The 13,095-nt window shown below is 54.9% G+C and carries 10 protein-coding genes; 3 read left to right on the top strand and 7 right to left on the bottom strand.

The annotated features are described in order from the left end of the window. The first annotated feature begins 251 nt into the window (after positions 1-251). A complete protein-coding gene (locus KJI95_RS09990) occupies positions 252-1,547 on the top strand; it encodes a LysR family transcriptional regulator (protein ID WP_214507048.1) in 1,296 nt (431 codons plus the stop codon). Between the two features lie 5 nt (positions 1,548-1,552). Here the strand turns inward: KJI95_RS09990 and KJI95_RS09985 are convergent, their stop codons facing one another. The 7 genes from KJI95_RS09985 to KJI95_RS09955 form a co-directional block, all read right to left on the bottom strand. Beyond that, positions 1,553-2,071: a hypothetical protein gene (locus KJI95_RS09985; RefSeq protein WP_214507047.1), complete on the bottom strand. Its 519-nt coding sequence runs from the start codon at positions 2,069-2,071 to the stop codon at positions 1,553-1,555. Between the two features lie 8 nt (positions 2,072-2,079). Next, positions 2,080-2,796 carry a TorD/DmsD family molecular chaperone gene (locus tag KJI95_RS09980; protein ID WP_214507046.1) on the bottom strand — a complete coding sequence of 239 codons (717 nt, stop codon included), beginning with the start codon at positions 2,794-2,796 and terminating at the stop codon, positions 2,080-2,082. 96 nt (positions 2,797-2,892) lie between these two features. Continuing rightward, positions 2,893-3,576 (bottom strand): 4Fe-4S dicluster domain-containing protein, encoded by a 684-nt coding sequence (locus KJI95_RS09975; RefSeq protein ID WP_214507045.1) that lies wholly within the window; start codon positions 3,574-3,576, stop codon positions 2,893-2,895. Positions 3,577-3,593: 17 nt separating this feature from the next. After that, entirely contained in the window at positions 3,594-6,107 is a 2,514-nt protein-coding gene (locus tag KJI95_RS09970) for a DMSO/selenate family reductase complex A subunit (protein ID WP_214507044.1), read from the bottom strand. Positions 6,108-6,162: 55 nt separating this feature from the next. Next, positions 6,163-8,172, bottom strand: a complete 2,010-nt coding sequence (locus KJI95_RS09965; RefSeq protein ID WP_214507043.1) for an MtrB/PioB family decaheme-associated outer membrane protein — start codon at positions 8,170-8,172, stop codon at positions 6,163-6,165. A 14-nt stretch (positions 8,173-8,186) separates the two neighbouring features. Beyond that, positions 8,187-9,125, bottom strand: coding sequence for a DmsE family decaheme c-type cytochrome (locus KJI95_RS09960; RefSeq protein ID WP_214507042.1), 939 nt, complete (start codon positions 9,123-9,125; stop codon positions 8,187-8,189). Between the two features lie 599 nt (positions 9,126-9,724). Next, entirely contained in the window at positions 9,725-10,762 is a 1,038-nt protein-coding gene (locus KJI95_RS09955) for a LysR family transcriptional regulator (protein WP_214507041.1), read from the bottom strand. Between the two features lie 187 nt (positions 10,763-10,949). Here KJI95_RS09955 and KJI95_RS09950 point away from each other — a divergent pair, with 187 nt between their 5' ends. Both KJI95_RS09950 and hydA read left to right on the top strand, forming a co-directional pair. Further along, positions 10,950-11,258, top strand: a complete 309-nt coding sequence (locus KJI95_RS09950) for a cytochrome c3 family protein (RefSeq protein ID WP_214507040.1) — start codon at positions 10,950-10,952, stop codon at positions 11,256-11,258. Positions 11,259-11,855: 597 nt separating this feature from the next. Next, on the top strand, positions 11,856-13,088 hold the full coding sequence (gene hydA / locus KJI95_RS09945) for an iron hydrogenase large subunit HydA (protein ID WP_214507039.1): 1,233 nt from the start codon (positions 11,856-11,858) through the stop codon (positions 13,086-13,088). Positions 13,089-13,095 lie beyond the last annotated feature (7 nt).

The following is a 13,095-nucleotide window of genomic DNA, read 5'->3' as shown; positions in this document are numbered from 1 at the left end:
CAAATCCAATGCATTTGACGTACGTAATCATGCACCGAATGCATCAAACAAATGACTTAACCGGCACAGCTACCCGCCAAAGCGCAGCCAATAAGAGCTTTATAAAAACAGCGACTTGAAAACCGCCCGCGTCAGCGGCCCAGCGCTACAACTCTGATACAATTTGTCACCCGCCTAAGCTTTGAAAACCCCATGGTCGCCCAGTAAATTCAACAAAATCTCAACATCAGTCATGGACTATTCAGCAGAGCATGGAACTCAGGCACCTGCGTCATTTCAGCGCCCTCGCCCGTGTCGGGCATTTCAGCCAAGCCGCCAGCAGCCTCAATCTGGCGCAGCCATCTTTATCGCGCAGCATTCAAAAACTCGAATCATTATTGGGGGTTAGCCTTTTGGACCGGCGCACCAAAAGCGTCAGACTCACCGCCTTTGGCGAGCTGGTGCTAAGGCACGGCGAGCAAATTCTTGCCAGCGCCGAAGTGATGAAACATCAGGTGGATGAACTGAAAAGCACCGCAGCGGGTGGCATGTCACGTACCGAGCCGGGATTGCAGCGCCTGATAGCCGGCGCGCCGCCCTCAGCCGCCGACCGCCTTACCAGCGCCATCAGCCGCTGTATAACCCTGATGCCCGAGCTTGAGGTGGAATTACGGATTGCGCCGCTGCATGTACTGCAAAGCGCGATGCAGCGCGGTGAGCTGTCGCTGCTGTTATCCGACACCGCGCTTGATGACACAGCCGCTGATGGCAGCACCCAGAGTGACTCTGCTCTTTATCACTCTGATCTTTCTGAAACAGCTCGTTATCACTCTTCTCTTTCTGAAACAGCTCGTTATCACACAGCGCATTTTGGCACAGCGTGCAGCGCGCTCTGGCAAAAGCAGCCGCTGGCCATTGCAGACACCGCCGGCAATCAACCCCATGCACCGAGCTATGTGTATTGCCGCGCCGGCCATCCACTCGCCGAAGCGGCCACTACAGCGTCTGGGATGAGCGAAACGCCCGAGCTAAGTAAAGCAAGAGAAATGGGTAACGTAAGACAAATGGGTAACGTAAGAGAGCAGAGCGCATCTTCTTTTGAGCGGGGATCCAAGCCGCCACGCACCGAGGTCAGCCTCAATGAGCTGCGAAGCTATGCGCTGGCACTGCCACGGCAACTGCCAACGACGCAGGCCTTTGAAGCCGTGATTAAGCACCGGCGAGCTGAGTTTGCCGGCATCATCCGCTACGAGCATTTCAGCGATATCCAGCGCCTGCTGCTGACAAGCGACATGCTCGCCCTGTCCAGCGACGATTGCGAATGGGAAAACGATGGTGACCGAAAGGGTGGCAATGATGGCCAACGCGATGGATTAATCAGGCTGCAACTCAAAGACGATGCTGCCCGGCAAAGCCAGTGGCAATTGTGGTACCCCACAGCCCTTTTCAGCACAGCGCCAGGCAACACGGATCTGGGCAACACGGCTCTGAACCGGGCAGAGCTGGGCAACACTGCATCTAACAGCATACTGACAATGCTTATCAAACTGCTTGAGCAAAGAGGCTGACAGCATCAGCCGCCGAGCATATTGTTGCTGCGCCGGCGCCTTTCAAGGTAAAGCTCATCGAGGGTGGTGCCAAGGCGCTGGATTTGCGCCCGCATCAGGCGAGTTGCGTCATTTAGCGTATCCGGCGCCGCAGCTGTCTCGACGCCTACCTCAAGATCCGCCCTAACATCTGCCTTAACATCTGCTTCAACATCTGCTGCGACCTGCGCCGCCACACGCCGGCACAGGGTCAGGATAAGCTGCTCGGCCTGACTGAGCCCGCCCTGCTGAACCTCTTTAACAAACAATAGCCTGAAGCAATCAAAGCAAATCAGAAGTAAGAACGGGTCGTCGATTTCTGCCGCCGTAAAGCGCGGGTCATCACTGCGATAGCTGATGGCGGCCATCAGGTTGCACACCGTTGACATGGACGTTGCGCCCTGAAACAAGCCTGAAACCGCCGGGCGCTGCATCAGGGTCTGGCCAAGCAGCGCGGCGAACTCCGCCTTATGCCACTGACTGCCGAGCGCATGAATTACCCCCATGGCACACCTCAGCGATAAAGTGGCAGAGCACGGATTTGCCCTTGTATGCCAAGCGCCTGGGTCAGCCGCTCCAGGTAGTCATCCGCCAACATGGCAAAGCCTTTGTAGTAAGGGGTTTGTGCATGATCCCAGGCAAGTTTGAGGCAGCGCCCCGACCAGGGCAGCAAGTGCTCGGCAAGCAGGGTTTCGAGCAGACGGCGGGCACGCGCATTGCCGCTGTCAACGCTAAGGGTGTTAAGCAGACTTTCCATTGCCGCAAAAATCAGCCCTATGTGGTCGAGCGGTTCATTAAGTGCGGTTTGTACCGTCAGGCCATGGGCACGGTAAAACCCTTGCAGCTGCAACGTCGTGCGCTCGTTAAGCAGCTGCGCCTCGCTGGTATACACCGAGCCCCAGGGCGCCGCTTTAGGGTCGCCCGGACCAAAAAACAGCTGACCATAATCGAGCTTTAACGCGAGCAGCTGCTGATCGCGCGCCTGAGCATCGGCCTGTTGCCAGCCGCTCAAGGCCTCAGCGATGAGTGCACAGCCCTTTGATTCAAACGGCCAGTTTTGCGCCAGTTCGCTGCTGGCAAACTCATCGATAGTGCTCGCTTCGGGGTAGGCATGCAGCACATGGTGCAGCACCCGCGCGCCAGCCTGATAAAGCTCTGCATCCAACTCGGCCAGCGGCAATGCCTCCTGGCTTTGGCAGATAACAACTGTGTTTACAGGAATAGAATTCATCTTGAGTTCCTTAACAAGCCGGGCCTGACGGCCCGGACACAAGAGATTAAAGACGCCGCCACTTGCCGTTTGGGCAGCGAAGGCGGCGCCTTGACATCAGACTTCGGCGCCGTTTACCACCTGGCCGCCACCACGGCTCTTGGGGTTAGCCTTGATGATTAAGCTTGGCGCTGTGATGCTCTGGGATGGCAGCGGCGCTATGTGGGCGTCGCCCTTGCCGTAGCGGCGCTCGAGGTTTTCCATGGTGTCAAAATCGAGCGCCCGCAGCGGACATGACTCAACGCAGATGGGCTTACGGATAAGCTCGCCCGCTTCGTTGGTCTGCAGTCTGTCCTGGCAGCCGTCGCACTTGGTCATGACTTTACGGCCTTTATCGAGCTGCGGCGCATCGTAAGGACATGCGCGGGCACAGCTTTCACAGCCGATACACAGTTCCTCGGCCACCAGCACCAGCCCATCCTGTCGGCGCTTGTGCATGGCACCGGTCGGACAGGCCTTTACACACACCGGATTGGCGCAGTGGTTACAGCCGATGGAGCTATAACAGGCAAACACGTCCTGCTCAAAGCTGCCGTCGGCATTCTGGCTCCAAAAGCCGCCGGTGTACTCGTACACCCGGCGCCAAATCACCCCTTTCATGTCGGACACGCCGTTGGCGGCCACGTCCTCACCCGGGCGCTCCAGCCCGACCATGCGGTCTTTACAGGCCACGTGACAGGTTTTGCAGCCGGTGCACTTGCTGGAATCAAAATAAAATCCGTATTGAGTATTGGTTGTCATTTATTCCGGCTCCCTTGTTAGGCCTTGCTGATCTGAACGCGGTTGGTGTGCTGCGGGTTGCCCTTGGCAAAGGGGCTTGGCTGATATCGGGTCAGGCTGTTGATACAGCCGCCGACATCCACGGCATGGCCGGATGGGCCAGTGCGGCTGACATCGGGTTTATACCAGGCGCCCTGACCGAGGGCGGCCACGCCGGGGGCAATGCGGGGGGTGACCCGCACCGGCACTTCGATGGTGCCGCGACTGCTCCACACCAGTGCCTTGTCGCCGTTGGCAAGGCCACGGCTGTTGGCATCGACCGGGTTCATCCAGACCGCATCTTCGGTGGCTTCGCGCAGCCAGGGCACGTTGTGGTAGCTTGAGTGGGTGCGGCCCTTGGTGTGGAAACCAATCAGCTGCAGCGGATATTCGGCCGATGTTTCATCGTCTTCATAACCTTCCCAGGTACGCTGGTACTTGGGAATGGCGGAGATGTCGTCACCCTTGATGTCCGGATTGAACACCCAGTCCTTGCCCTTTTGCGCCATCAGCAAGGAGTAAATCTCTACCTTGCCCGATGGTGTGCTGAGCGCCTTGCCACCGTTGATGTAGCTGTCGAGCGCAAGTTTTGGCGTGGCATCAAAGGCGCGGAACACCCCGATTTTCTGCGCTTCTTCATAGGTTGCCGGCAGCGGCGGGATAGCCGATGCATTGGCGGCATTGCTGCGGGTTTTACCGTAAAGCTCGCTTAGCCAGCCCGCTTCGTCTTTGCCTTCGCTGTAGGCGGCACCCACACCCATCTTGTCCGCAATCAGGCCACACATGTCATACATAGACTTGCAGTCCCACAGCGGCTTGATGGCGGCTTTCATCGCCACCAGATAGCCCATGATGCCGGAGGCATAACTGTCGTTGACCAGATCGTTTGACTCAAGCCAGCTGGTGTCCGGCAGCAGCAAGTCCGCATAGCGAGCGCTTGGCGTCATCCAGCAGTCGCAAACCACGATAAACTCGCATTTGCTTTCATCTTCCAGAATCGCGGCAGTGCCATTGCAGTCAGAATGCTGGTTAATCAGGGCATTACTGTTGATGGCAAACACGGCTTTGATGTTAGTGCCAAGGGGAGTATCCAGATCCGGCGTGCCGCGAAGGCCATCTTTACGGGCGGTCATCTCTTCTCCGCGCACAATCGCTTCGGCCCAGGTAAAGAATGAAATGGTTTCCTTGACTGGATTGGCGAGGCCTGACATGCCGGCGCGGCTCAAACTTCCCTGACTTGGCAGCGCGCCGTTGCTGACACCGGGCTTGCCCACCTTGCCGGTAAGGAACGACAGCATATAGCAGGCGCGCATGGCCTGCTCGCCGTTGGCGTGACGGTTTACCCCGGCGCCGGTGACGATATAAGGCGCGCGGGCGGCCATGACTTTGTCAGCAACCTGCTTGATTTTATCTTCGGCAATACCACAGATGGCAGCGGCCCAGGCTGGTGTTTTGCCGCCTTCAGCGACAAATTTACCTTCGCCGAGAATGTAATCACGGTAGTTTTCAGTGGGGTCGATATAAGGGATCAGCGCAAGCTTTTTGGCATCGCCACTGGCGCGGAACTCTTCAATCAGACGCTCGAGTGACGCCTGGTCGTAGCCAACGCAGTACTTATCAAGGAAAGCCCTGGAATTGGCTTCTACCCAACCTGAACTTATCATCTGATAGGCAATGGCCTCGGCAAAGGCCGCATCGGTGCCGGGGCGGATTGGCAGCCATTGATCTTCTTTGCCGGCCATGGAATCTGTGTATCTTGGGTCAACCATAATGACTTCAAGGGACGGATTACCCGAAATCGCCATCAAAAAGTCATAGCCTTCGCCCGAACCACTTTGGCGCATTTCACTTGGGTTGTAGCCAATGCCCAAGAACAGGTCGCTGTCTTTCAGTGCGGTCAGGCTGGAGCCCGAGGTACTGCTAAATCCGGTGGCCGCTGCCGCTTCGTTTTGCTGTGCCCAGGAGTAGTTGCCGTAAATTTTCAGGAAACCGCCGTTAAGGTTCAAAATCCGGTCAAAGCAAGCTGAGCTGCTGAAACCGTAGTAAGCGCCGGTGCCATAGTGTTTAAGAATTGACTTGTTGCCGTAGCTTGCGGCGATACGTTTAAGCTCGGATGCCACCAGGCTTGCGGCTTCATCCCAGCTGATGGGCACAAACTTACCCTCGCCGCGTTTGCCGACCCGCTTCATCGGTGCCTTGATCCGGTCTGGCGAGTAAGTGCGCTGACGCAGAGAGCGGCCACGGGCACAGGCCCGGATCTGGTGGTTAACACCATATTCGTCGGTGGTTTCGTGGTCGGTTTCGATGCGGGTGATCACACCGTCACGGCTGAACACCTTGATGGGGCAGTTCGAGCCACAGTTCACCAGACAGGATGACCAGCTTTGCTGCTCGGCGGCTAAGGGCGGCTCCGGTGGCGTGACATTGGTATCACTGGAGCTTGAATCACAGCCCGTGACGCTGGCCGCACAGCCGAGCGCGGCGCTCATTTTTAGGAAACTTCTGCGTTCCATTTTTCTCTCCTATTGACCTTGCTATAAGACGTGTTGTCGCCTGAAAATCCGCGTATCAGTTCAGTAAGTAACTGAACGTCAACATGATTTGATGGGCGTTATAGTTATGATCCGACTCGCCAAGGGTAATGAGCCCAGGCACACCATTGATGCTGACCCGGGCATCATCGGTGTCGTAGTACCGCTCGTAGCGATACGCGAGTTTGAGCGCCATCTGCGCAGACAGGGCGTAGTCGGCATAAATGCCTGCACTGTGTTGATATGAGTAGTAATCGCCGTCAGGCTGTGGCAGTTCGAGCGAGCGGTAGCCGTCGCTGCGGGAATTGGCAAAGAGGTAATCAGCGCCGAGTGTCAGGCGGCCATCAAGCAGCCCACTGAAGGAGGCGCCACCACCGAGGTTGATAAAGTCATCGGCAATATCGGCCTGCCAGGCGACAGCGCCGTTTCGGCCCGCCGTCATGTCGGTGCGGATCCATTGCTGACCGGCAAAAAGATACGCAGTCAGCGAATCGGTCGGATGCAGATTCAGATTGACATCCACGCCACTGTCGCGGGACAGATTGAGACCAATTTGGGTCTCGTCATAGTCGTCGCGGGCAAAATAGCCATTCACATCCACAGACAGCCAATCGGTTGCGGTCCAGTTGAGTGCAAGCTTGGCATCCTGGCGTTCGCGATCGGCCAGATGGTACTTACGCAGCAGGGTATTATCTTCACTTGAGGTCAGGCCATTGGCTTCATAGTCGCTGCCGCCGCGGCTGCCAACGCCAAGCTCAAGCCGGGCACTCAGGGATGACAGCGGAGCGAGTTTCACGCCAAGCCAGGCACGGTCATCGTGGGTATCTTCACGCTCACCGTAGCTGCGGGAGGTGTCCTTGCGCTCATAGCCGCCATCGAGCCGATAACCTGAGCCGAGACGGTAACTGGCATCGAGTTTTACCCCGGTGCGCTCGATATCCAGTGGCAGATTTTGCTCAAAACCGCCACTTAAGGCATCAAAGCTCAGTCCGGACAGCCCCTGATTGAAGTCCCACACCGAACTTTGGTTGTCACGGTCGCTGTAATCGACTTTCGCTCCCAGCCGCAAACGGCTGCCCAGGGTCGAGTGAATCGCAAGATTGGCATCCAGGGTATCGACCTGACCGTCCCAGTTTTGCAGCGGATTGCCGAACATAGGCACCAGAGCGTCATCCTGAAGCATACGCCCGGCGGCGACCCGGCCCGTCATCACTGTGCTGTCTTCACGCAGCTGACCGGCAAGACTCAGGCGGTGCGCTTCGTTGTCCGGCGCGGCGCTGTAAACGCCATAGAGCTGCGGCGTGAGTAAATCGAGACTCTGAATGTCATTGCGATACAAGCTGCCCTGATAACCTACATCAAGTAGCCACTGCTCCCCCTTGAGCGCAACGCCGGCCTTGAGGCCATCGGTGCTTGCATCCACCGGCAAGGCAAAGTTCACCGGCCTTGGTGACATCAGACTGGCACTCTGATGACCGGTCTTTTGCTCGCGGCTGTACTTCACATAGGTATCAAACAGCGCATCCTTCAGCTCAAATCCCAGTGACGCCTTATGACGCTCGAGGTTTAAGTCCAGAAAGCGCGGTTCGGCCGATGGCACCAGGGTACCGTCGTTGTGCCACAGTGCAGTTTGTACATCGCCTTGGTCGTAAGTTGTGATGGCGCGGTAATCCAGATTAAGGTGGTAGCGACCATCTTTGCCAAGCCCAAGGCTGCCCGAGCCATTGGCCATACCGAGCCTGTGTGCCTCGGCCTTGAGGCGATAGCCGTTATTGCCCTGCCCTTGCACATCGGCATTAATGCCACCAATAACGCCATCGCGGTCAGTGCCAAGGGCGTTGCCCGCGTGGATATCGTCCAGGTCGTTAACGCCAAGACTCACACCAACATTGCCGCGAAGGCCGTCAGAGCTGATACAGCTCTTACACTGATAGCCATCAACAGGCACTTTGGCGGTATTGGCCGCGCCAACACTAAAATCGGCAGCCAGCAGAGTGCCAGAGGCACCAGCCAGGGCCAGGGTAATCAGATTCAATGGAAATCTCATGCTAATCACTCCCCTTAACGTGCCAGCATCTTGCCGGCGGGATGGTTGGAGCCGTGCACCTGGCTGTGGCAGTTCAAACAGGACTTACCGGCATTGAAAGCACTTTGACCGGCATCGACACGGGAGCCGTGGCCATCATCGGCATGGCATTGCTGACACAGCTGCGGTACACGCGCCTTGGTCAGCGACTCGTTGACGCCGCCATGGGGGTTATGGCAGTTGGCACAGTTTTCGGTCACAGGCGCGTGCTCCCACAGGAAGGGGCCACGTTTTTCGCTGTGGCATTCAAAGCAGGTGTCGTTGACAGAAAACTGTTTCAGCGCCGCTTCACCTGGGGCACCGTGGGGATTGTGGCAATCGATACAGGTCATCTGATCCCACTTGAACGGATGGGACGAGCGCTTATGAAGATCAGCACCTTCCTTGGTGTGACAGGCGGTGCAACTGGCGTTGATGGCCAGTTTGTCAAAGGCCGGGTCTTTGGCCGCGTGCACCTTGTGGCAACTGGCACAGGCCACTTCGTCAAGGTTGTGGGCCGAACCATGCCAGGACATAAGTTCAGTGCTTTGGTGACAGCCCAGACACACGCTGTTCTGACTCGCCGCATCGAGGGATGAATCGGCGCCAAAGCTAATCATTGGCTCTTTACCGCCACGGTTATGCTTGCCCATCGGCCCGTGACAGGCCTCGCACTGCAGACCCGCCATAGGCGACTGCGGGTTATTCATGTCGCCGTGAACACCATCAAACAACGCCATGACAGCGTCGCTTTTTTTATGGCAGGCCAAACACGAATCGGCTCCTTTGCTGGAATATTCGCCGCCATGAAATTTATCGGACAACGTTTTTTCCAACTGCTCTGATGGCATCTCTTTCCAGGGATCTGCCTGTGATATTGAACTGAAAAACACCCCCACTCCCAACAGGAGGAAGAACAGCGCATTCTTTATCATTTTTACGCCTCGCTGATATTGACTGTGCGACATGTCCACTATGTCGTTCAAAATTAAACCCCCGATAAAAACAAACATATTTAATGCGTTATTACAGGTGATTACTGAAAGGAAGCGAGTCATGCTCACTCATATATATTAAATATTTTCAAAGACGGATTAATCTGTGATCTATTCTAAAAATTAAAATATCAGCATTTGGGGATTTAAATACTTGAGCACTCAAACAACTTAGCGAATTCCCACTTGTGTGAACAGGCTCAAAAACCATCAACAAATATAAAAATATGCCAACCAGTTTCCAGTAACTCTTGTCATAAAAAGCGCAACCTATTCCGCTTAACACAGATCGCAGACTTGCGTTTCATTTGCTATAGAGCGCATTTTTCATTAATTGAAAAATGGTTTTGCAAATTATAAAACTTGTGAGCTAGGCGGTAATTTATAAACTTATCAGACATTAAAAAGCCCTGTCGAAGTGAACAGGGCTTTCAATCAAAAACCTACTTTCAGTGATAACTTTTACTTAAACAATGACATTAAAAACTTGTCTATAAACAATACGAATCAGATATAAATTCCAATTGCAATAATCAAGGTTATTCAGAATGAGTACAACCAACAGCCTCAGCCATCGTTACATTCATATTGTCTGGCAACATCACCTGGAGCTTTACGTATTCGTGGATGGTACTTAGCAGCAAAGGCGGGATCATGGGCTTTCGATCCAGTCGGGTAATGAGCGAGTACCTCGGCCGGGGGACTGCGCGGTGCAGGCGCTGGTATTCTGCCGCGGGCAGCATCTCAGCCTTGAGGCCGGGGAAGCGTTCAACAAAACGTGCGGCGCTGGCCGAGCCCAAAAACGATACGGCGTTGCTGCCGGTGAGGATTTCGGTAAGGGTTGCCAAATCCGATGCCCGTTGCAGCGTGGTGAGACTTAAACCCTCAAGCTCACAAAAGCGCTCGAACGGGTCGGTTAAATCGTTAAAGCCCGGCAACTGGGTCACCACGAACGGATAACAACCTATCGCCTCTAAAGTCAGTGGCGCTTGCCACAGGGCGCTGTCGCTGCGGCTGACCACAAACAGCATCTCGCCCTCGGCGATGGGTTCGACCGAGAGTTTGCTGCTCAGATGCTTGCATTCAAGGTTTTGGGTGCAATCGCGGTGGGTAATGGCGATACAGGTCGTGCCCTGGATGATGTCTTCACAAATGGTGCGCCGTCCGGGTTTGACCGACATCGACAGCCCAAGCTCACTCATGCCGGGCACAGCTTCCAGATATTCGGCAAGCCCCACCGACAAAGTCGGCGGCAGTGCAATCACACAGCGGCGCAGCACCTCCTGGTGGGCAAGCTTTTCGAGCTTGCCGCTTAAGGCCACCATGTCACACACCAGCGGATAGAGACTGTGGGCCTTGGCGGTCGGCACAAAGCCGGTATTTTTACGAATAAATAAGGAGTCGGAAAAGGTTTCCCGCAATTGTAATAAATAGCGGCTGACCTTAGGCTGGGAAATTCCATACAATTCGGCAACAGATTTTGCACTGCCGGTTTCATACACCGACTTAAATACGAAAAATGCGCGTAATTCCTGCTCAATCATATCCTGCTCGGCACACTGAAAATCAAACTCCATTCTATAGTAAAGTAATTATAAAAATAAGTAATAAAGCATATTTCAAATTTTGAAACTCTTGATTACCCACCCTGAAATTAAGGCGAGTTATCACGAATAAAAAACCTGCTGCTTTTACTTGGGGATAAATCCGTTACCATAAACCCATTGGTCATCACCTACCGGCGATAAACCAGGGGAGTAACAGATGAAACATATTATTAATCCAATTGGCTGTGCCTTGCTGTTACTTGCATGCTCAAAAGGATTTGCCATCGATGGCTGTGAAGGTTGCCACGATGACAAGTGGCAAAGCACGCCAGCCCATGTCTGGATTGACTCCAAAGAGCATATAGATGCGGTTGCCTGCGTCGACTGCCATCGCTGGAAAGATGGCATGGACTTACCGCCCGAGCTGCCAAGCCAGGCTTTGCTTGAGCGCGACTGCGGCGCCTGTCATCCGTCGCCGGAAAATCTCGCCCAGAAAATGGGGATGGCCCAAACAGGCACAAATTAGCCGACAAACACCACACTCCGGTTCCCTGCATTGCCCGCAGGCTTATATAGCTGCGGGCAATTTTTTATTCGATTTCCCGCGCTGCAATCAACAATGATTTCGACTGAGCAGCAATGAAAGCTAAAACCACATTAAAAATATCGGAATAAAAATCAATAATCAGCGCCTCAATTACAGCCGTTAATTGCTGCATAAAAGATGAAGCAATTCAGCTTCATCGATAATAAATAAAGTTAACACCAGAATCTGCAGGCCAACTCAAAGATTGGACAATCCAATTGTGACCTCAAGCCCGTTTCACATATCAAAATATCTAAAAATTAAGCCAGCAACCAAAATTGCCATTATCAAAAACGCTCAAATAACCCAAAACGGCAGGCCAAATTGAACTGAGTCAACTTTTTCGCAGTGCACGCTTTTTACACTCTCACACCTATAACTATGAACAAAAGCATGGGCAACCGCATTTGAGTGGATGCAAACGATTGGCAGCATCTTGCGCGCCATCGGCTACCACAGCCATGAGCAAAACCAGCCATGAGCAAAAACAGCGATCAGCCATTAACAACATAACCAGGATGAGGAACTCAAGAGACCATGACTGCTACTACCCTGCAGCCCAACGAAATGACAGGGCTCATCACCATAGACGCCGCCCGGTGTAAAGGCTGCGATGCCTGCAAAAAGTTTTGCCCCACCGGGGCGATTGACGGCGCATCCGGCGCGGCCCACAGCATAGATCAGAGCCAGTGCCTGAGCTGCGGCCAATGTCTGATGGCCTGCCCCTTCGGCGCCATCAACGAAAACCACAGCGCCCTTGAAACCGTCATTCAAAAGCTTGCCGACAAAAACACCACAGTGGTGGGCATTATCGCCCCGGCGGTGCGGGTGGCCATAGGCGAAGAATTTGGCCTCGGCGCCGGAGAGCTGGTTACCGGCAAGCTTTACGGCGCCATGCACCGGGCGGGCTTTAAGATTTTCGACTGCAACTTTGCCGCCGACCTCACCATAATGGAGGAAGGCAGCGAGTTTATTCATCGCCTGCATGCGCTGGTAAAAGGCGAAGACAATGCCGGGCCACTGCCGCAGTTTACTTCCTGCTGCCCGGGCTGGGTGCGCTATCTGGAGCTCAGATACCCAAGCCTGCTGCCCCATCTCTCCACCGCCAAATCGCCGCAGCAAATGGCGGGCGCCGTGGCCAAAACTTACGGCGCCAATGTGTACGACATGGAGCCGAAAAACATCTTCACCGTGGCGGTAATGCCCTGCACCGCCAAAAAGGTTGAAGCCTCCCGCCCCGAGTTCAATTCGGCCTGGCAATACAACAAGGCCCATGGCGACCATGCCGCTGAATACGCCGACATGGACGCTGTACTCACCACCCGCGAGATGGCACAGCTGCTGCGGTTGTTGGACATCGACCTTGCGACGACCGACGAGTATCGCGGCGACAGCCTGTTTTCTCAGTACACAGGCGCCGGCACCATTTTTGGTACCACAGGTGGTGTGATGGAAGCGGCGCTGCGTACGGCGCACAAGGTGCTCACCGGGGATGAAATGCCCAGGCTCGAATTTGAACCTGTGCGCGGCCTTGAAGGCGTGAAAGCGGCCAGCATCACCCTGTACGACCGCGCTCTCAGCCAGAATGTCGATATCCATGTCGCCGTGGTGCATGACATGGGGCACAACATCGAGCCCGTGCTGCAGGAGGTACTTGCAGGCATCTCGCCCTACCACTTTATCGAAGTGATGAACTGCGCCGGCGGCTGCGTCAACGGCGGCGGTCAGCCCATTGACCCCAGCGGCTCATCCTGGCTCGCCGCCCTCTGAACCGGCT

It is taken from the genome of Shewanella jiangmenensis (assembly GCF_018596335.1).
Classification (GTDB): domain Bacteria; phylum Pseudomonadota; class Gammaproteobacteria; order Enterobacterales; family Shewanellaceae; genus Shewanella; species Shewanella jiangmenensis.
The sequence above is the reverse complement of the archived record's forward strand: the minus strand, read 5'-3'. Positions and strand labels throughout refer to the sequence as shown.